We start from the raw sequence: 24730 nt of genomic DNA, 5'->3' as shown, positions 1-24730 counted from the left end.
CTCCGCCTCGGTGGTTCCGGCACTGTACGGGACCGCACTCTCAGACGAGTGGCAGGCTCTGGCGCCGGGTCTCAAGACGATCCACGAGGCGCGGGAGATCAGGCATCGCCTTCTTCTGGCATTTGAGAAGGCCGAACGAGCGGACAGCCCCGCCGAAAAGCAGGCGCTGTTGACGAGCATCATTATTGGCGGCGGCCCCAGCGGCGTCGAAATGGCCGGCGCCATTTCGGAGCTCGGACGCTTCATGATCAGCAAGGACTTTCGCGACCTTCAGCCCGACCATCTCCGCGTTCTGCTGGTGGAAGCCGGCCCCCGCATTCTGGCGGCCTTTCCTAAGCATCTCTCTGCCTATGCAACACGATACCTTGAAAAGATCGGCGTCGAAGTTCGCACGGGAAGTCGGGTCGTCGAAATTACAAAGGACGGCGCGAACATCGGCGGCGCTATCTCACGCGTGAACGCGGCGCGCGCATCATTGATGAAAGTGTCGGCCTGACCGCTGCCCTTGCCCTGGACGACAGCAGCCTGACCCACTCAGGGCAGACTTGAGGACGCGTAGGAGCAGGAGGAGGATGTCGATTGATCAGGGTTCCCCGCGCGGATTGGTTCTGGCCTACCCAGGTATCATCGTCACCATCGGACTCATCAGTGCCCTCGGCTCCATTTCTTCCTGGAAGTTGAGCGGTCGCGACGAGGGTCCTTCACCGGCGATCGAACGAAGAGAGCTTTAATGACTAAGAAAGGGACAAGGCCGCCGCGCGGAGGCGCGACGACCATTCCCCAGACCACCCGCTCGCCTTCGATGCGCATCCTCGTTGGCACGTTGGTTGTTGTTGCGGTCGCGGTGGCGGTCGCAAGCTGGATCTATGGCTAACTACGATGGGTGAACGGGATTCGCCGGTTGCGGTGCCAGATTTCCGAAGGATTCGCTTCCGCCTTATCTGAGGGAACTGGAACGCATCGAGCTTGTTCGTGCACATGGCAAACGAAGGAGATTGTCCCATGGACAGAAGGAACGTTATATTCGGAATGGCAGCGGTGAGCCTGTTGCCGATGGCAACTCATGTCCTTGTGCAGGATGCAGGCGTCGAAAAAGGAAAGTTGCAAGCCCTGATGGGAGGCGACTTTGCGACAGCTACGAGTGAGCTCGCTGTAGCCAAAGCAAGGAACCGCGCAGTCAGGACATTTGCCGAACTTGAGATAGCTGAACAAGCGGCAGTTGCTGAGGCGTTCGGCTCCAAGCCAGGCGCTAGTGGGCTCAGCGGAAAACATCAGACGGCGGTGCAGAAGCTCCAAGCGGCAAAAGGAGCGGAATTCGACCGCATGTACATCAACGGCCAGATCGATGGACATGAGGAGCTTCTAACCACCCACAAAGGCTAGGCCAGAAACGGCGACGACCCTATGGCACGAGGAGCGTCGATGGTCGCAGTAACCGGCATTCAAAGCCATCTGGTCATGCTTAGGACCATTAAGAGCACGCTCAGCTAATGTGCTAGGACGGCTGCAGGCTGTCGCAGGATCAGTGCAGCGACGTTTGCGATTCCTCTTGAACTCGCGACACACGAAAACCAAATCGGGTGCAGTCGGCTGATCCAGCGCGGAAAGCGGCCGAACTTACACACATCAGAGGGCGCCATGGCCGCGGCGCCCGTCAACATCGCGGGTCGGGAAGGAGAGAAATGATGAAGCCCGATATGTTTAGACAGCCTGTCTCCGTTCTTGTTGGTCTTGGATTCCCAGTTGAGGTCCGCAGCGTGATGGACGCATATCGGCATCTGACCGAATGGCCAGCGTCGTTACGGGATCGCGCGCATTCCGTCGCGCTCAAGGCTTGCGGTGCGGCGCTACGCGGCGAAATCGAGCCGGAGACGGCACGCGGCCTGTATGTTGCCTTCGCTGAAAAACACGATTTGCTGGCGCCGGATGACCAAATCGTTGCTCTCTCTCAGGTGTCACGAGATAAGGATCCTCAGCTGTACTGAAATGAGCTGGTTACGGCAGCACCTTGAGCCGCGGCCAAGGATAACGTTGGCCGTTCGAAACCACTACCACGGTTGTTCAGCGCTCGACCGAATATCGTTGTGTGTTCCCCAGTGAGGCGGGGTCCTGTCAGGCGACCGGACTTAAAGGTCAGTCGATGCGGTCTACAAGACTGAGCGGATTTCGCTGCCCCGGCGTGTCCATGCTCAACGTTCCTATGCCAGATAAGCCGTGAGCAAAAGCTTCTGTCTGTCAGGACTTCGTAGACGCTAGCCGCAATTTTCGCAGGCGGTCGTTCTTTTCGTCGCGAAGGCGACGCTCTTCTTCAGCGGTTTCCACCGCGACCTTACTCGTGTGCTCGAACGCCGCTGCGCGCTGCTGCACGGTCAGCGTTCTCCTGATTCTGCTTACCATAAAAATCAATCCATAAGGCTTTGCTCATATGTGGGTCCGGTGGCAAACCTTAGCAACAGGTTGAAGCTTTTTGTCCGCTCGCGTACCAGCTGGAAGTGGACCTTGTTCAAGCCATCACCTACGCCCATTTACATCTGCCGATCTCGAGTTCTTCGCGACCATCCGAAGCGGCGTCCGCCTGCCCTCTCGTCGATGCTCGCGGGATGAGAGGGCGCTCCCTCCTCGGGTCGAGCGCCTCGGCCGGCGAAGACGTCGGTCGGGTTGCCGGCTGTTACCCCTGTTCCTTCGGAGAGGCCCCAGTGGAAGAAAGCGATCAAAAAGTTTTCTCAGGAAAGCGCATCCTTATCGTCGAAGACGAATATTATCTTGCCGACGAAACCCGCCGGAGGCTCGAAGACCTAGGCGCAACCATCGTGGGTCCGACGGCAAAAGTCGGTCACGCGCTCGGACTTATTGGCCGCGAACATATCGATGCGGCAATCCTCGATGTCTGCCTCGGTGACGAACTCGTCTTCGCTGTCGCCGATGAATTGGAGGAGCGCGACATTAACTTCGTCTTTGCGACCGGCTACGACGGGACTGTCATTCCGGCCAAGTACAAGGGGGGTGTGCTCTGCGGCAAACCGATCGACCTGGAAAAGGTCGCCGCCGCCTTGTCCTTATACAGCTCCTGACGGGAAGTATGCAAATTGCTGTCGACAATCACGACGGAACCAAACCTCCACCTTTACCGACACGGCTCCCTTAGCTTTGTCTCAGGCTTGTCAATAAGCTGCACTGATAAAGCAGCAGCCACAGAAAATTCCACCAACAGCAACCCTCTTGAGGTCTCGCATCGGATATTCCGGAACCTGCGAAGCCTTGACGCGGCTGGAGTGCGGAGTTTTTCGGAGGAAATCAACGATGACGAGCGCACTCGCAGAGCTGGATGCCCTCGTGATAGGGGCGGCCCGGTGGCATGTCAGCGGCGCTCTATCACACTGAACCGCAGCCTTCTCGTCGTTGACTCTGGTCGCAGCCGCGCCAGGCCGCGCCGCTCTAAACCGATGCCGAGGCCTCGGGGCAGCCGATGGGCGGCGAAAAAGCCGCATTATAGATAGGGCCATACTCAGCGCCACTTTCAGTCCTGTCGCGGAAAACATAGTTATGCGATGGAGGCGGCTGCCGCGGCCTCTCCGACTGTGGTCGCTGCGCTCCGCCGGATCTTGGGCCCAAGGCAGCTTCTGCACGTGCACGGGCGACAAGAGCCCGAGGGCACCATGATATTCGTTAAATATCTCAGCCACGATCGCACGGCCATGGCCATTGTCGCAGCGCGGCCTGGAGCCCTGGTCTTGACGCTATTCATCTGGACATTGGTGAAGGCAGATCTCGGCCCCAGGCGGTGCAGCAATAGACGAATACGCGCGGACGCGAATATCCGCCGAACAGCTTGGGTACTGCCGGGCTGGCATCGGAACGAATGGCGCAGGCAGAAGTTCGGGGATTTTGATCGTGAAAGCCGCAAGTATGAAAATCTTAGTCATCGGTGCGACGGGACTGGTAGGCAGCGCGGTGTGCGCCCGGCTGGCGGCAAGCGAACATGACGTCATTCACGCGGTTCGTCCCGGAAAACGGCCGGCAGCTGGCTCCGGCGCTTGGGTCGAAGTCGACATGGCAAGGGCCGTGGCTCCTGCCGACTGGCTGCGTCATCTCGAAGGCATAGATGCCGTCGTGAACTGTTCCGGCGCGCTGCAGGACGGAATGGGGCACAGCATGACGGGCGTCCACGCTCGCGGGCCACGAGCCTTATTTCGTGCATGCCAGCAATCTGGTGTGCGCCGAATGGTCCATTTCTCGGCGGTCGGAGTGGATCGGCAGCAGCCGTCGGCATTCTCACGCACCAAGCTTTCCGGTGACATGGCGTTGATGGAGACCGATCTCGATTGGGTAATATTGCGTCCCGCGGTGATCGTTGGCGATGCGGCCTTCGGCTCGAGCGCATTGTTTCGGGGGCTTGCCGCGCTGCCGTTTCTGCCATTGATGCCTTCCACGGGGAAGCTTCAGGTGGTGCAGCTGCAGGACGTTGCTGAAACCGTCCTTCGGCTTATCGACAAAACCGCCCCATCGAAACTTTCGCTCGAAATCGTCGGGCCGCAACAGCTTGAGTTCCATGAGATCGTAGAGCGATACCGAAGGTGGCTCGGCTGGCGTCCCGCTAAGCGCTATCTGCTGCCCCGCCCGCTTGCCAGCCTCCTCTATTGGCTCGGCGACATTGCCGGATTGCTGGGCTGGCGGCCGCCAGTTCGAAGCACGGCCGCAAAGGAAATCGTCCGCGGTGCCGTGGGTAATCCAAGCGATTGGACAGCCGCCACCGGCATCCTGCCTTTGTCGTTGGACGATGCTTTGGCACGTCGGCCAGTTTCGGTTCAGGAGCGCTGGTTTGCCAGGCTCTACTTCCTGAAGCCGGTCATTTTTGTGCTGCTGCCGCTCTTCTGGATATCCACGGGTATAATTTCGCTGACAACGGGTTTCGAGCAGGGTGTCGAGTTGATGCTGGCCGGCGGTGCAGGTGCTTTGGCGGGACCAAGCGTTATTGCCGGGGCACTTACAGACATCATAATCGGATGTGCCATTGCCATACGCCGCACCGCGCGATGGGGCCTCTACGCAGCTGTCCTGCTGTCACTCTTTTACGCGGCGGCCGGCACGGCGATATTACCGGAGCTGTGGAATGAGCCGCTCGGTCCACTGACAAAGATATGGCCGATCCTCGTGTTGCACCTGGTTGCTCTCGCGATTTTGGAGGAGCGATGACGTATTTCGTGCTCAAGTTCTTGCATATTATCGGTGCCACTGTTCTTCTCGGGACCGGCGCAGGCATCGCCTTCTTCATGTTGGTGGCGCATCGCACCGGCAATGCGACGACAGTGGCCGCCGTCGCGCGGATCGTGGTCATTGCGGATTTCGTTTTTACGACAACGGCCGTGATCGCCCAGCCGGTCACTGGCATAGCGCTCGCCTGGTATGTCGGGTATTCCCTGTGGGAGCGGTGGATCCTTTGGTCGATCGTTCTCTACCTCATCACGGGTGCTTTCTGGTTGCCGGTCGTTTGGATGCAGATGGAGATGCGCAATATTGCAACGAAAGCCGCGGCGAATGGTGAGCCGCTGCCGGCGCGATACCATAGGCTGTTCTGGACCTGGTTTTATTTCGGCTTTCCGGCCTTTGCTGCAGTTTTGGGAATTATCTGGCTGATGATCACGCGGCCGGTCGAATGATCAGGGTGAGCATTTGCTAAAGGCGCGGCAAAGGCGGTGCTCGCCTGTCGAATAGGTTTGCTGGACGGCTCGGTCATGCCGAGAGGTAGCGTTGTTGGTAGCAAGACGTGACACACTGGTGGCAGCAGACAGTCGGAGGCGGGAAAGAACCCAAGCGGCAGCCGACTGGCGTCGGTCCGGAAAGGGTGGCGCGGGGTCCGGTCGCGACGAGGTCGGAGGTATTGACCGGAAAACGCGCCACGGAGAAGTGCTCGATAGTGACCGGTGGCGGCTTCGGTCGCTAGTCCAATGATCGGACTAGGCGAGATCGCCACCGTCGATGCCGATCACATGTCCGCTAATGTACGAACTTGCATCGCTGGCCAGGAACACCACCAGCGAGGCCACTTCCTCTGGCGTACCGACGCGGCGCATGGGGTAAGGGGCAACGAGTTGTTCCGTCGTCACCTTCCAGTCTCGCCGCACGCGCTCCAGCATGGGTGTCTCGATCGGCCCCGGCGCGATGGCGTTGATGCGCACGTGCCGGCCGTACTCCTGAGCGGCGGCGCGGGTCATGTGGATGACGGCGGCCTTGGAAGCTCCGTAGGCGACGATGTTCGGGAAGGCGTGGCGGCCACCGATCGAGGCGGTATTGATCATAGCGCCTTGTGATTGCACGAGATGCGGCAGCTCGTATTTCATCGCGACGAATACGCCACGCAAATTGGTAACGATCTGATCGTCGAAACCAGCAATGTCGGTGTCGGCGATCGGCGCCGGCGGCAGGTCGATGCCGGCATTGTTGAATGCGATGTCGAGGCGGCCGTAACGCTCGACGGTCTCGGCCACGAAACGCTCGATTTGATGTGCATCCCGCACATCCGATTTAATGTATGCAACGTCGCCGCCCGCGGCGCGCAGGCGGCTCTCTACCTCGCGCCCGAGCGCTTCCCGGCGACCATTGAACGCGACCTTTGCACCGGCCCGGACTAGCGCGGCGGCAGTCACCGCGCCGATGCCGGAGGTGCCGCCGGTCACGATTGCGACCTTGCCCTCGAGGATACCAGGGGTTTGCGCCATTGCGGGGGCCGCTGTGAGCCCGGTGCTAGCCGTTGCGCCAGCGACAAGCATGCCGGCTAGAACGTGCCTGCGCGGAAGCATCATCGTGGCGGATGTGATTTCTTCTGTCATCACTCGTCTCCTCTCTCTGCGATGGATGGAGGAAGGCTAACAGAGAGTATTTGCCGGAAAAATCCGTGTCTGCTTTCATGATTTTGAAGTTTTAGTTTATAATCGGCACATGAACATGCGACCGGATCCATTCTCTGGCCTTTCGGCTTTCCTCGCAGTGGCGGAGGCGGGTGGCTTCACCGCGGCGGCAGCGCGGCTGGATGTCTCGCCGGCTGCCGTGAGCCAGGCGGTGAGGGCCCTCGAAGAAAGGCTCGGAACGCCCTTGTTCGTCCGCACGACCAGGCGCGTCGGCTTGACCGAGGCGGGTGCGGCCCTGCTGGCGCGCGTCAATCCGGCTGCGGCCGAAATCATCGCAGCTGTCGAGGAGGCGGCAGCAACAGACGAGCCCTCCGGATTACTACGGCTTACCGTTCCACGCATGGCGGTGCCGCTTGTCGTCGAACCGGTCATTCCCGCGCTGAGACTTGCGCATCCTCGAATTGCGATCGAGATTGCGGTCGAGGATGCGACGGTCGACTTGCCCGGGCGTGGCTTCGATGCCGGAATACGCATCGGCGAGTATATCGCGCGCGACATGGTCGCGGTGCGTCTTACGCGCGACATCGCCTGGTCGGTGGTGGCGAGCCCGGCTTATCTCGCCGCGCATGGAAGGCCGGAGGCGCCGCAGGAGCTGACGGCGCATGAGGCAATCCGCTATCGTTTCCCCCGGTCAGGCGCCCTCTACCGGTGGGAGTTCGAGCGGGACGGCCGCACTTTCTCCGTCGATCCGCCCGGCAGCTTGATCGTAAACGATGGTGCGCTGCTCGCTTCCTGCGCGCGCGCCGGTCTCGGCCTCGCCTATGTCGCCGACATTGCGGTGGAGTCCGAATTGCACGACGGCTATCTCGTCGGAGTTCTCGAGCCCTTCCTGCCGAGGACCCCCGGCCTGTTTCTCTACTTCCCTCAGCGTGCGCAGGCCCAGCCGAAGCTGCGTGCCTTTATCGATGTAGCCAAACAGGTGCTGCAGCCGATGCGATGAGCAGAAGCAGACAGGCAAGACAGTACAGTACAGTACTTACTGTACCTCCGTGACTGCCGATGCCGCAGTGAGCACACGCATCATCCGGAGATCTCTTATCCATTAATTTCCAAACGGACTGTTGCAGGTGCAGGAGCGTCCGGATGGCCCATCACCTGAACGGTTCCGGCGGCGGGGCAAACCCCGAACAGAGCTTCAGGGGTAGAACAGAAGTAGCCCCCAGCATGCCGGAGGCCACGAGGGGAAGGGGTGGCGAGCGCCTCACGGACGCCCTCCTCGCTGTCCGCTTAGACCAGCAGACAGGCACCACCCATGTCGCCCCGATGCCATATTTGGCAGATGAACCCCTATACAGAAGGGCCTGACACGTTGCGCCTCTGCATTGTGAACCAGCACCAAGGTGGGAGCCCGCCGCGTGCAGAAAATGATCATGATCGAGCAAATGGTGAGGATAGAGAGCGCGCGGCGACTCTGTACCGATTAACGTCCCTGTGGTCACAACAGGGATTTTTGGAATGACCTCAGGACTCGCAACCAAACGCCGGACTTTTCTAACCGGCGTGGCGGCAGTTGCCGCAACATCGATGTTCGCTTCGGCTTTCTCCATGCGACAGGCCGTCGCACAACAACCTGGCCGTGCCCCAATCATGCGGCCCATTCCGAAATCGGGGGAGATGATCCCGGCGATCGGCCTCGGCACATTCGAGACCTTCGACCTCCAACCAGGAGAGCCGCGCGACCATGTCCGCGAGGTAGTCCGCCTATTCCATGAACATGGCGGAAGGGTCATCGATACATCGCCGCTCTATGGAATGTCGGAAGTGTGCGTCGGCGATTTCATCGCCGATCTTGGCATCGCTGAAGACATCTTCATCACCAACAAGACCTGGACCACCGGTGAATATCTTTCCGACAACAGCCATTCGGAAGGGCAGCTCAGGCAATCGCGGCAACGGCTATGGCGGGATCGCATCGACGTCCTGCAGGTTCACAGTCTCGAAAACCATGATCAAGTCCGCCACTGGCTTGCTCAGAAAAAGGCCGAGGGTTCTGTGCGCTATATCGGCATCACACAGTGGAGCCCGGAATACTACGACACTATGGAGCGCCTGGTGAACACAGGCACGCTCGACTTCGTCCAGATCGCCTATACGATCCTGACGCGTACCGCCGAACAGCGGTTGCTCGATGCCTGCGCCGCCAACGGTGTCGCCGTTCAGGTCAACATTCCGTTCGAAAAGGCGCGGCTTTTTGGGCCCGTGGCGGAACAGTCCATTCCAGACTTCGCCAAGGAGATGGGCATCGAGACATGGGCGCAGTATTTTTTAAAATGGATCATCTCCCACCCGGCCGTGACGAATGTTATCCCCGCGACGAGCCAGCCACAGCACGTCGTCGACAACATGGGTGCGCTCTACGGCGACCTGCCCGACCGCGCGACGCGTGAACGCATGGCGGATTATTATACCGGGCTGACAGGCGTCGCCGATGCGCTTAAACAACCTCCTTATCCCGGCAAAAAATACGGCGGCGTCGTCACATGGCCTTTCCCGCAAGCACAACGTACCTGACACTCATCCTCCTTGCGTTCCCGGCCGCCGCTACGGCCGGGAACGACCGCGTCACAATTGCAGGGTTCGCCATCGACAGGACTGAGGTTCGTATTGCCGAATTCGCCGCCTTCGCTGCCGCGACCAGGCTGAGGACGGCTGCTGAACGCGACGGCGGCGGTCACGAATGGGGGAGCGGATGGGAACGTCGCCCAGGTTGGACGTTTCGAAACCCGTTTGGAAACCGACCGCAAGAAATGGCCGAACCCGCCGTTCATGTGAGCTGGTATGAGGCACGCGACTATTGCACCTCAGTTGGCGGCCGGCTGCCGACCCGCGCCGAGTGGAAGCGTGCCGCCTATAGCGAACATGGAAGTGGATCGGGAGCGGGCTTCATCGCCGGAAAAACCTATGCCTATCCAACGGGAGATACACCGGAAGGGGCGAATACGAACGGTAACGATCCGTGGCTTCGGCATGCCCCCGCGGGAACCACCCGCCAAGGCGTGAACGGGCTTTACGACATGGGTGGCAACGTGTGGGAGTGGCTCGCCGAGCGAGACGGCGATAACGCGCTCACGGCTGGCGGGTCATGGTGGTACGGCCCGGACAAAATGCGCGAAGAAGCCATGCAGTGGAAGCCTGCCGACTTCTATGTCGTCTACATCGGCTTTCGCTGCGCCTACGACCTTAAATCGTAGCCTCGCCTGCTGAGAAGGCTCACACACTGTTGAACGGCGAGGATCGATAACGTCCGATTTCCAGATGAATACGCCGGCCAGCAGTCCTATCGTTGAGCATCGTTTCTGCTGAATGGACTATGTGGGTGATTGGCTGGAGTCGAGTATTTGATGCAACAACAGAAGACCAAGATCGAAGGCTGGCAGTTGAACCTAGCGCCCCAGGACCATATGCGGATAGAGTGGTCCGGCGGTCGTTTTGAAACCGCCCGGCGGGGACGCACGCGAGGCGTCGAAGGCAGGATTGCACCGGACTTCCATCTGATCATGGTTACGCTGAATGGCGGCGCCGCGCATCACGCATTTCGAACCGACGACGGATTTCGCTATGAGGGCCGCGACGTCAAGGGCATGGTTTCCTTTCTGCCCGCCGGTTGCAGTCGCGAGCTTGTGCTTCGCGATGTGGCATGGGAATGGGGTGCGATCGCCATTGATCCGGGCGTGGGAAGCCCCCAGATCCTTGGCAGGAAGTCGTTCCTCATCGACCGTGACGATTTTATTTACGGCATGACGGCGCAGATGAGCGGCCTTCTCCATCGTGACGGCGGTCTGGACGCGACCTACTGCTCAACGATGGCCCTTGCCCTTTGCGAGTATCTCATGAATAGAGGCGAAGGGGGCAGTTCGCGCGGGGCGAAGGTGAAATACGCCCTGACGAGACGGCAGGTTCGCGATACCTACGACAGAATAGATGCCGGACTGGCGGAGCCGATCGCGATATCCGACCTGTCGCTTCCGCTTGGGATCTCGGAGGGGCACTTCTTCCGGGCCTTTCGCGGAGCAACCGGCCAGACCCCTTTGGAAGCGATATCCAGCCGCCGTATGGAACGAGCGGCTCGTCTTTTGAGCGAGACGGATCTGCCGATCATCGAGATCGCGGCGCTCTGCGGGATCGCGAGTCCAAGTCACTTTGCGCGCTTGTTCCGCTCCCACACGGGCCATTCGCCCTCTCGGTGGCGAGATAAATGACTTGCTGGACCCCTCGTTTGAGGCCGTTCCCCGCTCAACTCGGCGGCGAGCCCTTGGGCAGCACCCCTGAGATCGGCCATTCGCCATGAAGTGACAGCCGTCTGACTTCGCGACCATCGGTGCCGGTGCCATTGTGGCGCTGTTCGACAGCAGGATCTTTTTAAAGATTGCGTCTTAGCGATCCTTCGCTTTGCGCCATGCCTCGTACTTAGGCAGGTACTCATCCCTGGTCCTCGGGTAAAGGCCGATAATCGGGTCGCCAGCCTTCACCTGATCCAGCACGAAGTCTTCATAAATCTCCATCTCAGTGCACTCCTCGGCGATCTCGTCGGCAAGGTGGGCGGGGATCACCATCACACCGTCGCCATCACCAAGCATCACGTCGCCCGGAAAGACCGGGGCATCGCCACAGGATATCGGTACGTTGATGTCCAGCGCTTCGTGCAGCGTGAGATTGGTCGGCGCCGATGGTCTCTGGTGGTAGGAAGGCATATCGAGACGGCCAATACCCTCTGCGTCGCGAAAGCCGCCGTCGGAGACAACACCGGCGCAGCCACGCACGGCAAGGCGAGTGACAAGGATCGAGCCGGCAGACGCTGCCCGCGGGTCCTTGCGGCTGTCCATGACCAGCACATGCCCGGCCGGGCAGGTCTCCACCGCCACCCGCTGTGGATGTTCGGCGTTGCGGAAGACCGTAATTGCGTTGCGATCCTCGCGCGCCGGGATGTAGCGCAGCGTGAAGGCTTGGCCGACCATGTTGACGCCCTTCCACGAAACGGGATGAACATTCTGGATGAACTGGTTGCGCAGGCCGCGCTTGTAAAGGGCGGTCGCCACAGAGGCCGTCGAGATCTTCATCAGCTTGGCACGAACGGCATCGGACAATACATAGTCGGACATCTCAAAGCTCCTGATCTGGTCAGTTGATTGCCGGTTCATCGACCATCGGGCCGAAATCCGTCTTAAGAAAATCGAAGTCGCAGCCCTTATCGGCTTGCTCGATATGCTTCGAGAACATCAGGCCGTAGCCGCGCCCGTAACGCGGCGGCGGCGGCGTCCAGGCGCCGCGTCGTGCCGCCAGCTCATCGTCCGACACAAGCATGTTGAGACTGCGTGCGGGAATATCCATCTCGACGATGTCGCCGGTCCGAAGCAGCGCAAGCGGTCCCCCGACATAGGCTTCGGGAGCCGCATGCAACACGCATGCCCCGAACGATGTGCCCGACATGCGGGCATCGGAAACGCGCATCATGTCGCGCAGGCCAAGCTTTAAAAGTGCCTTCGGCATTGGGATCATGCCCCATTCCGGCATACCCGGCCCGCCTTGCGGGCCGGCGTTTCTCAGAACCAGCACGGTATCCGGCGTCAGCGGATAATCCGGGTCGTCGATGATCTTCTTCAGTTCAGCATAGCTGTCGGCCACCAGCGCCGGTCCCTTGTGCCGGTGGAATTTCGGATCGCAGGCCGCTGGCTTGATCACGGCGCCATCGGGGCAAAGATTGCCCTTCAGCACGGCGAGCGATCCCTCGTGATAGACCGGATTGGCGAGGGGCCGGATCACATCCTCGTTCCAGATCTTCACCGCTTCGAGCCCATCGGTCAGCGGTCTGCCGGTAACCGTGATCGCAGAATTGTCGAGCTTTTCACCAAGCTGCTTCATCAGCGCGCGCAGGCCGCCGGCATAGTAGAAGTCCTCCATCAGGTAATTGCTACCGGATGGCCTTATATTCGCAATCACTGGCGTGGTGCGGCCTATCCGATCGAGATCGTCGAGTTCAAGCGGAATGCCAGCCCGTCGCGCCATGGCGATTACATGGATGATAGCATTGGTGGAGCAGCCCGTTGCCATGGCCACCGTTACTGCATTCTCGACCGCCGCTGGCGTTACTATCTTTTGCGGCGTGAGATCTTCCCAGATCATCTCGACGACCCGGCGTCCGCATTGGGTTGACATGCGCTGGTGGCTGGAATCAGCGGCAGGGATGGACGAGGCGCCGGGCAGGGAAAGCCCCATCGCCTCGGCAATTGCAGTCATGGTTGAGGCGGTTCCCATGGTCATGCAATGGCCGTAGGAGCGGGCGATACCGCCCTCGATGCCCTGCCATTCTTCTTTCGATATGGTGCCGGCACGACGCTCGTCCCAATACTTGAACCCGTCTGTACCGGAGCCCAGATACTTGCCGGCATAATTGCCGCGCAGCATCGGTCCGGCCGGCAGGAAGATGAAGGGCAGGCCCATACTGAGCGCGCCCATGATAAGGGCCGGCGTAGTTTTGTCACAACCGCCCATCAAAACGGCGCCGTCAACAGGATGCGAGCGCAACAATTCCTCGGCTTCCATTGCCAGCAGGTTGCGGTAAAGCATGGTCGTCGGCTTGACGAAGTTTTCCGATAACGATATCGCCGGGAGCTCCAAGGGAAAACCACCTGCCTGCAGGATGCCGCGTTTGACCCATTCCACACGGTCCTTGAAATGCATGTGGCAGGGTTGGGCGTCCGACCAGGTGTTGAGGATCGCGACGATAGGACGGCCCTCCCAGTCCACCGGATCGTATCCCATCTGCATTGTCCTCGAACGGTGGCCAAAGGAACGCTGATCGTCCGGCACCATCCAGCGGGCGGATCGCAGTTGTTCGTAGGTCTTTTTCGATGTCATTAGCGTCTCCGGACGGTCTTCGACCGCTTTGACTTTGTCAGAAGCGGATTGCGTTTGATGTGACGATCGGCTTCTGCCGGACGGTATCGACTTCTCCGGCCTTGTCATTGGGGGTGACAAGAATGCCGGAGTTGCCTGTGAGGGCCTTGCGTAGATTTTCGGTCATCGGCTGCTCCCTTGTCTCAGTAAAGTTTCGCATTGGATCACTCGGTGAAGGCTTCGTCGCGCTTGCGGCTGATCGAGGGTGAAAGCACCATGCCCAGCACGATCAAGGCTACGATCAGCAACGAAAGGCTGAGCGGGCTGCGCACGAAGATTGTCGGATCGCCTTGGCTGATCAGCATTGCGCGGCGAAGGTTCTCCTCCAGCATTGGCCCCAGGATGAAGCCGAGCAACAGCGGTGCAGGCTCGAAGCGCAGCTTGGACAGCGTAAAGCCGACGACGCTGAAGCCCGCCATGATGAAAACGTCGAAAACGCTGTTGTTGATGCTGTAAGCGCCAATGCAGCAGAAGCCGATGATTGCAGGAAACAGCAGGTGATAGGGAATGGTCAGCATTCGTACCCACAAGCCGATCAATGGCAAGTTGAGGATGACCAGCATCAGATTTCCCGACCACATAGAGACAATCATGCCCCAGAATAGATCAGGTTCCTCGGAGATGACGTTGGGGCCGGGAGTAATGCCCTGAATGATCATCGCGCCGACCATCAGGGCCATAACCGGGTTACCGGGTATGCCGAGTGTGAGCATTGGAATGAAGGAGGTTTGCGCTCCGGCATTATTGGCAGATTCCGGTGCAGCCACGGCCTCGATCGCGCCCTTTCCGAATTCGGCGCGGTTTGGCGAAATGCGCTTTTCCAGCGCATAGGCGGCGAAGGAGGATAGCATAGCGCCACCGCCTGGCAGCACGCCCAGGAACGAGCCGAGCGTTGTGCCGCGCAGGATTGGGCCGCGGATGCGCCTGAAATCGTCGCGGGTCAGCATCAGGCCGCTAACCTTCTTCACTCCGACCGAACGCTCATGCTCGTTCTCGAGATTGCGGAGGATCTCGCAGATGCCGAATATGCCCATGCTGACTGCGACGAAATTGAGACCGTCGTAAAGTTCTGGGATGCCGAAGATGTATCGCGGCATGCCGCTTTCCACATCGGTGCCGACCGAGCCAAGCAGTAGGCCGAAGACGATCATCGCGAAGGCCTTTAGGAGCGAACCGCTGGCAAGCGCCACGGATGCCACAAGGCCCAAAACCATCAGCGAGAAATATTCGGCGGGCCCGAATTTCAATGCGACCGCGGCGAGCGGCGGGGCGGCGATGACAAGGAGAACGGTTGCGACGCTTCCGGCAAAGAAGGACCCAAGCGCGGCCGTTGCCAGTGCTGCGCCGGCGCGCCCACGCCGGGCCATCTGGTAACCATCGATCGCGGTGACGACAGACGAGCTTTCGCCCGGAAGATTGATCAGGATCGCCGTGGTCGAGCCGCCATACTGAGCCCCATAGAAGATGCCGGCAAGCATAATTAATGCCGATTCCGGCTGCAGTCCAAAGGTAATCGGCAACAGCATGGCAATCGTGGCAGTCGGCCCGAGACCGGGTAACACTCCGATAGCGGTGCCCAGCAGACAGCCGATGAAGCCATAGAGCAGGTTCATGGGCTGGAAGGCGGTGGCGGCACCCAGCAACAGGTCGGAAAGGATGTCCATGCGAAACTCCGCGGATGATATCGGTCAGTTGCTGAGGAAGGGGATCAATGGACCGAAGGCGCTGACGGGAAGCGACAGGAGCCGTGTAAACAGAACGACCGAACTGATCGCCATGAACAGCGCGAGCGCGATCGAATGGCGCCAGCCGGCATATCTGCTGGCGCAACTAACACCACCGACCATCAGAAACATGGTCGGTGCGAGCCCTAGTCTCGGGAGCGCGAGGCCGAAGAAAACTGGCGCCAGGATCACTAGTATGGAGGCTTTCCAGTTTGCCGGTGCATCCGGCTCATCCCTGACGGCAACCACCAGAGACTGAACTATGATGAGGACTCCGATGCCGATTAGCAGCAAGCTCAGCATGACGGGGAAGTAGCCAGGTCCCATCTGGAACGAATTCCCGACATCGAGCTCTCGCCCGAAGGCAATGAACAGTAGGCTAACGACGATCATCGCCGCGCCGCCAACAAAGTCGCGACCGTTTCTAATCTTCAACATGGCTTTACGATCCATAGGTCAGAAACCCCCGGCTGACGCGACGATGCGCCGGCCGGTGGGGAATTTCACTGCAGCGGGACGTTCGCCGCCTTGATGACCTCTGCCCATTTTTCAGTTTCGTCCTTGATAAAGGTCGCAAACTCTTCCGAGGTATTGCCGACGGGCGTTGCGCCCATGCCTTCGATCTTCTCCTTCATGGCTGGGTCGTGAAGAATGGCCTGAACCTCCTTGCTGAGCTTCTCGACGATTTGCGGCGGCGTGCCTGGCGGTGCGAAAATGCCGTGCCAGGACGTTGCCTCGAAGCCTGGAATGACGCTGTCCATAGTCGGCACGTCCGGCAGCAGCGATGCCTTGTCGAGGCTGGTGACTGCCAGCGCGCGCAGCTTACCCGCCTTGACCTGCTGGGCAGCCGTCGGGATGTTATCGAACATGAAGTCGACATGGCCGGCGACAACGTCCATGATTGCCTGGCTGCTGCCCTTGTACGGCACGTGGGTGATTTTGACACCGGCCTTGGTGGCGAGCAGTTCGCCGGCGAGATGGATCGATGTGCCAATGCCCGAGGAGGCATAGGTGTGCTTGCCCGGCTCCTTCTTGAGCAGTTCGATCAGTTCCTGCACGGAATTGACCGGCAGCTTTTCCGGATTGACTACCAGAACGTTCGGCAGCCGGGCGATCAACGATAGTGGCGCGAATCCCTTTGCTTTGTCATAGGGCAATGTCCTGAATAGCGTCTGGTTGATCGCGTTGGAGCTGACCGTGCCCATGCCGATGGTGTATCCGTCCGGAACCGCTCTCGCGAGATCGCCAAGGCCGACGTTGCCGCCGGCTCCCGGCTTATTCTCCACGATGAAGCGCTGGCCGAGGCGCTTATCCAATTGTTCGGCCACGAGGCGACCGAAGGTATCGGTATTGCCGCCTGCGGCAAAGGGCACGATCACCGTCACAGTTTTAGACGGATAGTCCTGGTTCTGGGCCTTCCCCGCAGACGCGGCAAAGGAAGTGATCGAAGCGGCCATCGCCGCCACTGTGATGAAGCGCATTAAACGCATGATTTCTCCTCCCGTTTGGGCGCTCCTACGCCCTGATGAAATCGAGGTCCGGCTCCTCAACCGGAAAATGGAAGCGCTTTCATTCTAGCATCATAATTTGGTCTCGCAAGACTTGGTCGCTCCAAATTTTGGTGTGTGATATCAGCGCTTTGAAGAAAATGACGAAACTTTTTTCCTGAAAGACTTGCCAAGTGACAAAATGAAAGCGTACATCATTCCAGTGGAGATGATCATGGTTGGACAGAAAACCCGCAGGCTGACAGAGGTAGCGAGCCCGGTGACACTGGCGGACATCGCTAGGCTTGCCGGGGTGTCTCCCGTGACGGTTTCCCGCGCAATCAACACGCCCAGCCTCGTCAAGCCTAAGACCCTTGAAGCGATAGAACGCGTCATCGCCAGGACAGGATATGTGCCGAACCTGCTGGCTGGCGGACTCGCTTCGCGGCGGACGCGGCTGGTGGCGGCCATCGTTCCATCGGTGTCCAGCACGATCTTCGCTGAGGCAATCGAAGGCTTGAACGCCGAACTCGTCGCGGCAGGCTATCAACTCTTGCTGGGCCTGTCCGGTTATGACCACAAGCGGGAGATGGAGCTGACGCGAGCCATCCTCGCGCGGCGACCCGACGGCATAATCCTGACCGGCATCACTCATCTAAAGGAGACGCGAGCGATGTTGTCAGGCGCCGGTCTGCCAGTCGTCGAGATCTGGGACTCGACGCCGTCACCGCTCGATACCGCGGTGGGGTTTTCGCATTATGATGTCGGAGCGTTGGTAGCCGAACATCTTATGGCGAAGGGCTATAGCCGATATGCGCAAATCGGCGCCAACGATCCTCGAGCCATTCAACGTAGAGATGGGTTCATAAAGCGGCTCTCCGGGGTCGCAAAGGTGGAACTCCCCGACGTAGAAATGAACTCCCCCTCGACCTTTAGTGACGGGCGGAGAGCGTTGAGTCAGTTACTTGGTCGTGGATCGGGTTCGCTAGCTGTATTCGGAAGCTCCGATGTTGTCGCGCACGGGGCGCTGACGGAAGCGATAGCAAGGGGGTGCAGGGTTCCGCAGGATGTCGCCATTATTGGGTTCGGCGACTTCGACTTCGCGCCGCACACCTATCCGCCGCTGACAACAGTCCGCATCGACAGACGCATGATTGGGACAAAGGCCGCGCAATCAATATTGAGAAAAATTTCCGGCGAGACTGTCGAACCCATGATTGAAATTGATTTCCAGATCGTCGCGAGGCAGTCCGCTTGATCGCAGCCGCGCGGCATTTCATCTTCCAGAGATGTGGTGGTTTGGCCGTTCACTCGATCCATCGCGAAACAGATCGGCGAGTGGTGCCAGATCGTCGGCGGCATCGAGGAAGGCGAAAAGGCATGGGAAGCAGCGCTAGTGAGGTGGCGGAGGAAACTGGATTGACATGCAGTCGTCTCTATTCCGCAGAGTTATGCAAGCAATTCTATGAGGCTGAGCGCGATGCCATCAGCATTTTTCCGGTTTTTCAGGAAGCGAAGCGAACTCTAAGCGACCGTAGCTCCGGCACTCGCACCTAAGGATTATGCGTGATCGATCTCGACGGCTCCCGCAGACGGGCACCTCTTCGGCGACATAACCCGTCAGCTAGATGGACGACTTGTTTGCCAGCATGAAACCTAAAAACAAATGAAAAGGGTGCTCCGGATCAGGGGCAGACACCCTTTTCGTGCTGAAGCTTGCAATCCAGCGGAAGGAAAATATGCCGATCAGTCATAATCCTCAATCGGACCGAAGTCTGATGCACCACCTGGCCATTTGGCAGCGGCGACACCTTCAGGATGATGCCGGATCTTAGCAACGGCTACGCCTTTGTTCACGATCTGTTGGGATGCGGTAGCATCGCCGCCACCCTTTCCTCAAGGTTTCAGGATAGCCGCTTGGTTCATCCAATGCCGGTCTGCTCGGCCGCCAGCCAGTATGTCGGCTTATGGCACCAGTGTCGGAAGTTCCGGACCTGGCCGGCGAGCGGCGGCAATGGGTCCGAAGGGAGCCGTTCGTACGAGCCCTGTCCGAGGCTTGTTGCGAAGATGTTCACATTCTGTGCGAAGAAGATCGCATAATGGATCGACTGAAGCGGCTGTGTACCGACGAACGGAAAAACACCGATTGCAAGATACATAGTTATTCCCGGCGAGCCGTTTCCGGTTCGATTCCTTTCAACTGCGCTAGACGCTCGATGATTTCTCAGATTCTGCTCTCATTAAGAGCTGACAAGAAAACACTGAGATGTCCTGGTGTGTCCTAGCGAGAAAGCTCGACCGGCTCCAACACATCACGTCACCGACAGGTTGGCGAGAGGGCCTTGATGATCCTTGGCCGTTCCGAGAAATGCCACCGATGTTGTCCGGCGGTTTGTGGACACATCGCATGCTCTTCGATTTATCCGAAGGCAGATGGTTTCCTTTTCTTCCAGGACCGCAGCGCACGCCAGAGCACAGTATTGTCTGCATAACCTAGCACACGCGCCACCTCGGACATCGGTGGGGCATGTCGGTCGCCGAGATAATGAGCTGCGAGCGTCTGGCGGTGTTGGCGAATGAGATCGCGAAGCGACACGCCTTCCTCCGACAGCCGACGCTGCAGGCTTCGCGGCGACATCTTCAGTTCCGCCGCGAGGATTGCGACCGTGATCGGCTTGCGGCCGAGATAGATGCCGATCAGGGCCTGGACCTTTTCCGTGACGGCGTCGCCGGCCGTCGGATCGTCGACCAGATCGCCGATATGCCGCTCCAGGATTTCGATAAGACTTTTGTCTTCGGAGCGGTAGACACGATCGGCATCCGCTTTGTTCATGACGATCCGGTTGCCGGATTGGCCGAACAGGACGGGCGCGCCATAGATCCGTTCCAGCGCGCCGGCATCGCGCGAAGCGTGATGTTCAAGCTGAATTTCGGTCGGCCGCCAGCCGCGGCCGAAGCAGGAACGGACAAGCTGGCAGGAGGCGGCGATCGTGAATTCGCTGTCCTGCCGGCGCGGCCACATGCCGGTATCGACGATCCGGTAGCTCCAGATAAAATCGCCATTCTCTTCGAATACGCCCGAATTGGTCGCGCCCTGCACCGCGTTTACATATTTCGACAGTCGTTGGAAGGCGCTGCGAATGTTCTGCGAGAGCGCGAAGAGCATGCCGATGGGGCCGAGATCGGCTGGCTTGAACCCTGTGCCCATCCGGGCTCCCAGTGCCGGTTCGCCTATTATCGTCGCGGCATCCTCGAACAGTGCGACGTAACGCGCCATGGGCAGGACAGCGTAGGGATCTTCCAGTTGCGAGCGCAGAATGCCGTGCGAGGCCAAAAGAAGGTCCGTTTTCCCGGATCTTTTGTCGATTTGTTGCACCAGCGGGATCAGGACAGAGGCTCGAATTGAAGCAACTACGGGCATCCGGCTGATCAAATGCGATGCAACTGCCATTTTCAGCGTCTCCGATGACCGTCGTGGCGCGAATTATCGATTCATTGGCACAAATTGCAATTTCGGGGCCAGATCGCCGCGCTTACCCTCTTGGCAACAAACAAGCAAAGAGGGGTTCTCCATGACACTGGAAGCAAGCATGCCCGCGCCATCATCGCCGGAGCGTCGGCTGGCCAAGGACTCGGTGGGGCTTGCCCATATCGTGTTCTTCGTCGTTGCCGCGGCCGCGCCGCTCACGGCCGTCGTCGGCGCTTCGCCAGCCGCTTTTGCCTTTGGTAACGGCGCAGGCGTTCCTGGCGCTTTCATGCTCGCCGGCCTGCTTTACCTGCTGTTCTCGGTCGGCTTCACCGCCATGAGCCGCCATGTGGGAGGGGCGGGGGCCTTCTACACCTATATCACCCACGGCATCGGCAAGCCGGTCGGCGTGGGTGGGGCCTTTATGGCGCTGGTCACCTATAGCGCGGTTCAGATCGCCATTTATGGCCTGTTCGGCTTCTTCATGGCCAACGCCATAGCGCCGCTTGGGCTGGTCCTGCCGTGGTGGGTCTGGGCCTTCGCGGCACTCGTCGTCGTGCTGGTCTGCGGTCAGCGCAACATCGCCTTCTCAGGAGCGATCCTTGGCGTCTGCATGATTGCCGAAATCGCCATATTGATGGTTCTCGATCTTGCCATCGTCTTTTCAGGCGGCGGACCGGAAGGCATCGCCTTTTCTTCCTTCGCGCCGTCGCAGGTCTTTACGCCTGGTCTTGGTGTGGCGCTGGTTTTCGTCATCGGTTCGTTCATCGGCTTCGAAGCCACGGCCATTTTCGGCGAGGAAGCCGAAGATCCCGAAAAGACCATTCCCCGCGCGACCTATGTTGCGGTGCTGCTCATCACCCTCTTCTATGCCTTTTCCACCTGGGCCATCGTGCAATTCTACGGTCCGGGCAATGTGCAGGCCTCTGCTGCTGCCGGCCTCGACAGCTTCTACTTCGCTGCCGCCAATTCCGTGCTCGGCGCATGGTCGAGCCAGGTGATGAACGTGCTGCTGATCACCAGCCTGTTTGCCTGCATCCTGTCCTTCCACAATACGCTCAACCGCTATTTCTTCGCCCTCGGCCGGGAAGGCTTGGCCGCCCAGGTGCTTGGCAAGGTTCACGCCAAGCATGGCTCACCCTACGCCGCGGGACTGCTGCAAAGTCTGATCGCGGCCGTCGTCCTTGCCCTGTTCGTGATCTTCGGAGCCGATCCATACACCGTGGTGTTTTCGTGGATGGCAGCGCTTGCAGGGATCGGTATTCTGCAGGTGCAGGTGCTGGTCTCCGTCGCGATCGTCATGTTCTTCCGCAAGACGCCGAACGGCTACGGCACCTGGACCACGATGATCGCCCCGACGCTGGCGCTGCTCGGTCTCATCGGTTCGCTGGTGCTGGTCAGTTCCAATCTTTCCCTGCTTTCCGGCAGTGAAAGCCTGATCGTCAAGGCTTTCCCCTATGTCATGGTGCTGGTGGGCATTCTCGGAGCGCTGCTTGCAATCCACGTCAAGAGATCCAAGCCCGCTCTCTACGCCTCGCTCGGAAAGGTTTTCGAATGAGTGCCATTGCTGAACTTGCACCCGTCGATCACCTTCTGGTTCTCGCGATCGCAATCCTAGCCGGCGCAACTTTGCTGGTTGCCGTTGAGGCGCATGTTTTCTGCTCCGTGTTTTGCGTTCACGCAGAAGCGATGGTGACCGAGATGCAGCTCTGCTCCGGTCGATCCTGATCACCGCAGCTTGCGAGCGTGAAGGCGCGTCGTCTTTCCGGAAGCCAAGAGGCCCACAATCAAAGAGCCTAAATCAAAGAGGTATGTTCATGGACGCCGTTGTCGCAGTCACCCATCCGCTCGATCCTCTGAGCCTTGCCGAAATTGCCTCTGCCGTTGCCATACTCAAGGATAGGCAGAAACTCGCAGCCACCTTCCGCTTTCCGATAATCCGGCTGGAGGAACCGACCAAGGCGGATCTTGCGATCCATCGCGTGGGCGACAGTCTGCCGCGCCTCGCCTTCATCCTGGCAATGGATATCAGCAACGGCGAGACCTTCGAGGGCATCGTCGATCTGACCGCCGGCAAAGTGTCCTCCTATATAAGATTACCTCTCGACGAGCTGCCCTACGGCCAGCCGCCGGTCATGCTGTGCGAATTCGAAACCGTCGAAGGCACCGTCAAATCCGATCCGCGCTGGATCGCTGCCGTGAAGAAGCGCGGCATTACCGACGAGGATATCCCGCTCATCCAGATCGATCCATTTTCCTCCGGCTATTTTGGCCGCGAATTCGAGAAGGGAAAGCGCATCGTCCGCGCAGTGTCCTATTGGCGCGAAGATATCCGTGACAACGGCTATGCGCATCCGATCGAGGGTGTCGTGGCGGTCGTCGACCTGATCACCAACCGAGTGGTCGATCTCGTCGATGATGAAAAGATCATTCCGGTCCCGAGGAAGAAGCGCAATTATGGCCGCGAAACCTTCTCGGAACCGCGGCCCGATCTCAAGCCGCTGCATATTGTTCAGCCGCAGGGGCCGAGCTTTACCGTCGACGGCTGGAAAGTCGAATGGCAGAACTGGAGTTTCCGTGTCGGTTTCACCCCGCGCGAGGGCCTCGTTCTGCATGAACTCGGCATCAAGGATCAGGGAAGGCTGCGGCCCGTCGTCTTTCGCGCCAGCGTTACCGAAATGGTCGTGCCGTATGCCGATCCGACCGCGAACCATTATTGGAAGAGCGCCTTCGATGCCGGCGAATACGGCCTCGGGCGTTTGGCCAACAGCCTCGAACTCGGCTGCGACTGCCTCGGCCATATTCACTATTTCGACGTGCCGGCGGCCGATGATTTCGGCCAGCCTTTCATTATGAAGAACGCCATCTGCATGCATGAGGAAGATTACGGCATCCTCTGGAAGCATTACGAGTTCCGCAACGGCATTTTCGAAGTGCGCCGCTCCCGCCGCCTCGTCATCTCCTTCTTCGCAACTGTCGGCAACTATGATTACGGCTTCTACTGGTATCTCTACCAGGATGGCACGATCCAACTCGAAGCCAAGCTCACCGGCATCATCCAGACGGCGGCAGTCGCGACTGGAGAAACCTATCCATGGGGCGGTATGGTCGATGACAATCTCGGCGGTCCGACCCATCAGCATTTCTTCAATGCGCGCCTGCATATGGATGTCGATGGCGATGGCAACACCGTGACCGAGCATGAGTTTGTGCCGCGTCCCTGGGGTGAAGACAATCCCTATGGCAATGTCTTCGATACCAGGACTCGCGTGCTGAAGCGCGAACTCGATTCGCCTGCGCTCGCCAATGGCGAGACCGGCCGCTACTGGAAAGTCTCCACCCCAATATGCGGAACAGCGTCGGCAAAGCGCCAGGCTACAAGATCGTCGTCATGCCGTCACCGGTCATGCTTGCCAAGCCGGAGTCCACCGTTGCCCAACGCGGCGGCTTCGCCAAGAAACACATCTGGGTCACGGCCTTCGATGCCAGGGAAAAATATGCGAGCGGCGACTATCCGAACGTGCATGCCGGCGGTGACGGCCTGCCGGGCTATGTCAAGCAGAACCGCGAAATCGAGAATGCCGATGTCGTGCTCTGGCATTCCTTCGGCCATACCCATGTCTGCAAGCCTGAGGATTTTCCGATCATGCCGGTAGAATATGCAGGCTTTACGCTGAAGCCGAACGGCTTCTTCGCATCCAACATCGCCATGGATCTGCCGCCTGATGGAAACGAGGAGAGCGTCGACAATCGCCTGCCGCACTCGCATGAAAAAATCGCAAGCGGTTCCTGTTGCCACACGTAAAGCGTAGAAGCAGGACGAAGGATGATGCCCGCATGATAGTGGGCGATCGGGTTCTCGGAAGGGTCCGGGGTCCGGTCGTTCCGCAAGGATTTCTCGGCGCCGTCCTCTGCGCTGCTCTCAAAGTACGCTCCATTCCAATCGTCAAGACGGTTCCATAAATCACCGATATGCCGCGCGAGGGAATCGCGTGGTCGACGGTTCGTATCCGTTCAACTGCAGGGATGCGATTTGCTGCCAGGTACCGATAGATTTTGACCTCAGAGCTTCTCCGCCAACGCTTTCACTGCTTCTGCTTGCGTCGCCAGGAACTGATAAAGGTAGGTCTTCGCCATCACCACCTGTTTCAGCCGCGCCGAGTTCAGCAGGCGGGTGCCATCTTGCTGAAGGATCGCTTCCGTCTTCCTTCCGATTCGACGGCGGCGATCGATCAACCCGCGCTCCTGCGGAGA

25 protein-coding genes and 2 pseudogenes are annotated in these 24730 nt (G+C 59.3%); 16 read left to right on the top strand and 11 right to left on the bottom strand.

The genetic code is table 11. From position 1 onward, the window contains the following. The first annotated feature begins 10 nt into the window (after positions 1-10). From FFR93_RS20675 to FFR93_RS20665, 4 genes are all read left to right on the top strand, one after another. A complete protein-coding gene (locus FFR93_RS20675; protein WP_246661348.1) occupies positions 11-496 on the top strand; it encodes an FAD-dependent oxidoreductase in 486 nt (161 codons plus the stop codon). 234 nt (positions 497-730) lie between these two features. Next, entirely contained in the window at positions 731-874 is a 144-nt protein-coding gene (locus FFR93_RS40970) for a hypothetical protein (RefSeq protein WP_171049228.1), read from the top strand. 128 nt (positions 875-1002) lie between these two features. Beyond that, the gene (locus tag FFR93_RS20670) at positions 1003-1383 is read left to right on the top strand and encodes a DUF4142 domain-containing protein (RefSeq protein ID WP_171049227.1); all 381 of its coding nucleotides are present in this window, start codon (positions 1003-1005) and stop codon (positions 1381-1383) included. A gap of 302 nt (positions 1384-1685) precedes the next feature. After that, on the top strand, positions 1686-1985 hold the full coding sequence (locus FFR93_RS20665) for a DUF982 domain-containing protein (protein WP_138394575.1): 300 nt from the start codon (positions 1686-1688) through the stop codon (positions 1983-1985). 250 nt (positions 1986-2235) lie between these two features. Here FFR93_RS20665 and FFR93_RS40965 read toward each other — a convergent pair whose 3' ends face one another. Then, positions 2236-2397, bottom strand: a complete 162-nt coding sequence (locus tag FFR93_RS40965; protein WP_171049226.1) for a hypothetical protein — start codon at positions 2395-2397, stop codon at positions 2236-2238. Positions 2398-2696: 299 nt separating this feature from the next. On the opposite strand from FFR93_RS40965, the gene FFR93_RS20660 reads away from it, so the two are divergent. The 3 genes from FFR93_RS20660 (at position 2697) to FFR93_RS20650 (ending at position 5657) form a co-directional block, all read left to right on the top strand. Then, the gene (locus tag FFR93_RS20660) at positions 2697-3071 is read left to right on the top strand and encodes a response regulator (RefSeq protein WP_064708483.1); all 375 of its coding nucleotides are present in this window, start codon (positions 2697-2699) and stop codon (positions 3069-3071) included. Positions 3072-3906: 835 nt separating this feature from the next. Then, on the top strand, positions 3907-5193 hold the full coding sequence (locus tag FFR93_RS20655) for an SDR family oxidoreductase (RefSeq protein WP_138394574.1): 1287 nt from the start codon (positions 3907-3909) through the stop codon (positions 5191-5193). Next, positions 5190-5657, top strand: a complete 468-nt coding sequence (locus FFR93_RS20650) for a DUF2269 domain-containing protein (RefSeq protein ID WP_064708484.1) — start codon at positions 5190-5192, stop codon at positions 5655-5657. The genes FFR93_RS20655 and FFR93_RS20650 overlap by 4 nt, the downstream gene beginning before the upstream one ends. 297 nt (positions 5658-5954) lie before the next feature. Here FFR93_RS20650 and FFR93_RS20645 read toward each other — a convergent pair whose 3' ends face one another. Beyond that, positions 5955-6827: a glucose 1-dehydrogenase gene (locus tag FFR93_RS20645; RefSeq protein WP_138394573.1), complete on the bottom strand. Its 873-nt coding sequence runs from the start codon at positions 6825-6827 to the stop codon at positions 5955-5957. Positions 6828-6936: 109 nt separating this feature from the next. Between FFR93_RS20645 and FFR93_RS20640 the strand changes: the two genes are divergently transcribed. The 4 genes from FFR93_RS20640 to FFR93_RS20625 all read left to right on the top strand — a co-directional run bounded on the left by FFR93_RS20640 (position 6937) and on the right by FFR93_RS20625 (position 11104). Beyond that, positions 6937-7845 (top strand): LysR family transcriptional regulator, encoded by a 909-nt coding sequence (locus FFR93_RS20640; RefSeq protein WP_246661347.1) that lies wholly within the window; start codon positions 6937-6939, stop codon positions 7843-7845. A 515-nt stretch (positions 7846-8360) separates the two neighbouring features. Further along, positions 8361-9416 (top strand): aldo/keto reductase, encoded by a 1056-nt coding sequence (locus FFR93_RS20635; protein ID WP_138394572.1) that lies wholly within the window; start codon positions 8361-8363, stop codon positions 9414-9416. Further along, positions 9386-10096, top strand: coding sequence for a formylglycine-generating enzyme family protein (locus FFR93_RS20630; protein ID WP_138394571.1), 711 nt, complete (start codon positions 9386-9388; stop codon positions 10094-10096). Before FFR93_RS20635 ends, FFR93_RS20630 begins: the two co-directional genes overlap by 31 nt. 150 nt (positions 10097-10246) lie before the next feature. Continuing rightward, on the top strand, positions 10247-11104 hold the full coding sequence (locus FFR93_RS20625) for an AraC family transcriptional regulator (protein WP_138394570.1): 858 nt from the start codon (positions 10247-10249) through the stop codon (positions 11102-11104). 174 nt (positions 11105-11278) lie between these two features. Here the strand turns inward: FFR93_RS20625 and FFR93_RS20620 are convergent, their stop codons facing one another. The 6 genes from FFR93_RS20620 to FFR93_RS20600 form a co-directional block, all read right to left on the bottom strand. After that, positions 11279-12004 (bottom strand): ribonuclease activity regulator RraA, encoded by a 726-nt coding sequence (locus tag FFR93_RS20620; RefSeq protein WP_064708488.1) that lies wholly within the window; start codon positions 12002-12004, stop codon positions 11279-11281. Positions 12005-12023: 19 nt separating this feature from the next. Beyond that, positions 12024-13760: an L-arabinonate dehydratase gene (gene araD / locus FFR93_RS20615; protein ID WP_138394569.1), complete on the bottom strand. Its 1737-nt coding sequence runs from the start codon at positions 13758-13760 to the stop codon at positions 12024-12026. 37 nt (positions 13761-13797) lie between these two features. Then, complete coding sequence (locus FFR93_RS41965) at positions 13798-13926, bottom strand: hypothetical protein (RefSeq protein WP_281407910.1); 129 nt, start codon at positions 13924-13926, stop codon at positions 13798-13800. 37 nt (positions 13927-13963) lie between these two features. After that, the gene (locus tag FFR93_RS20610) at positions 13964-15463 is read right to left on the bottom strand and encodes a tripartite tricarboxylate transporter permease (RefSeq protein ID WP_138394568.1); all 1500 of its coding nucleotides are present in this window, start codon (positions 15461-15463) and stop codon (positions 13964-13966) included. A gap of 24 nt (positions 15464-15487) precedes the next feature. Further along, positions 15488-15961, bottom strand: a complete 474-nt coding sequence (locus tag FFR93_RS20605) for a tripartite tricarboxylate transporter TctB family protein (protein ID WP_138394567.1) — start codon at positions 15959-15961, stop codon at positions 15488-15490. Positions 15962-16026: 65 nt separating this feature from the next. Then, complete coding sequence (locus FFR93_RS20600; protein WP_138394566.1) at positions 16027-17013, bottom strand: tripartite tricarboxylate transporter substrate binding protein; 987 nt, start codon at positions 17011-17013, stop codon at positions 16027-16029. Between the two features lie 184 nt (positions 17014-17197). On the opposite strand from FFR93_RS20600, the gene FFR93_RS20595 reads away from it, so the two are divergent. Further along, complete coding sequence (locus FFR93_RS20595; protein WP_246661346.1) at positions 17198-18268, top strand: LacI family DNA-binding transcriptional regulator; 1071 nt, start codon at positions 17198-17200, stop codon at positions 18266-18268. Positions 18269-18283: 15 nt separating this feature from the next. Continuing rightward, a pseudogene (locus FFR93_RS41540) lies at positions 18284-18516 on the top strand (NUDIX domain-containing protein); the annotation flags it as partial. A 416-nt stretch (positions 18517-18932) separates the two neighbouring features. On the opposite strand, the gene FFR93_RS20585 reads toward FFR93_RS41540, so the two are convergent. Beyond that, on the bottom strand, positions 18933-19169 hold the full coding sequence (locus FFR93_RS20585; protein ID WP_138394565.1) for a hypothetical protein: 237 nt from the start codon (positions 19167-19169) through the stop codon (positions 18933-18935). Positions 19170-19429: 260 nt separating this feature from the next. Beyond that, complete coding sequence (locus tag FFR93_RS20580; RefSeq protein ID WP_138394564.1) at positions 19430-20461, bottom strand: AraC family transcriptional regulator; 1032 nt, start codon at positions 20459-20461, stop codon at positions 19430-19432. Positions 20462-20582: 121 nt separating this feature from the next. Between FFR93_RS20580 and FFR93_RS20575 the strand changes: the two genes are divergently transcribed. The 3 genes and pseudogenes from FFR93_RS20575 to FFR93_RS20570 all read left to right on the top strand — a co-directional run bounded on the left by FFR93_RS20575 (position 20583) and on the right by FFR93_RS20570 (position 24281). Further along, positions 20583-22034 (top strand): APC family permease, encoded by a 1452-nt coding sequence (locus FFR93_RS20575; RefSeq protein WP_138394563.1) that lies wholly within the window; start codon positions 20583-20585, stop codon positions 22032-22034. Then, the gene (locus FFR93_RS40960; RefSeq protein ID WP_171049225.1) at positions 22031-22204 is read left to right on the top strand and encodes a hypothetical protein; all 174 of its coding nucleotides are present in this window, start codon (positions 22031-22033) and stop codon (positions 22202-22204) included. The genes FFR93_RS20575 and FFR93_RS40960 overlap by 4 nt, the downstream gene beginning before the upstream one ends. A gap of 89 nt (positions 22205-22293) precedes the next feature. Beyond that, positions 22294-24281: pseudogene (locus FFR93_RS20570) on the top strand (primary-amine oxidase). A 257-nt stretch (positions 24282-24538) separates the two neighbouring features. On the opposite strand, the gene FFR93_RS40955 reads toward FFR93_RS20570, so the two are convergent. Then, on the bottom strand, positions 24539-24712 hold the full coding sequence (locus FFR93_RS40955) for a hypothetical protein (protein WP_171049224.1): 174 nt from the start codon (positions 24710-24712) through the stop codon (positions 24539-24541). Between the last annotated feature and the right edge of the window lie 18 nt (positions 24713-24730).

This window comes from Rhizobium sp. MHM7A (genome assembly GCF_005862215.1).
GTDB classification, from domain to species: Bacteria; Pseudomonadota; Alphaproteobacteria; order Rhizobiales; family Rhizobiaceae; genus Rhizobium; species Rhizobium bangladeshense.
This window is presented reverse-complemented; position numbering and strand designations above follow the sequence as displayed.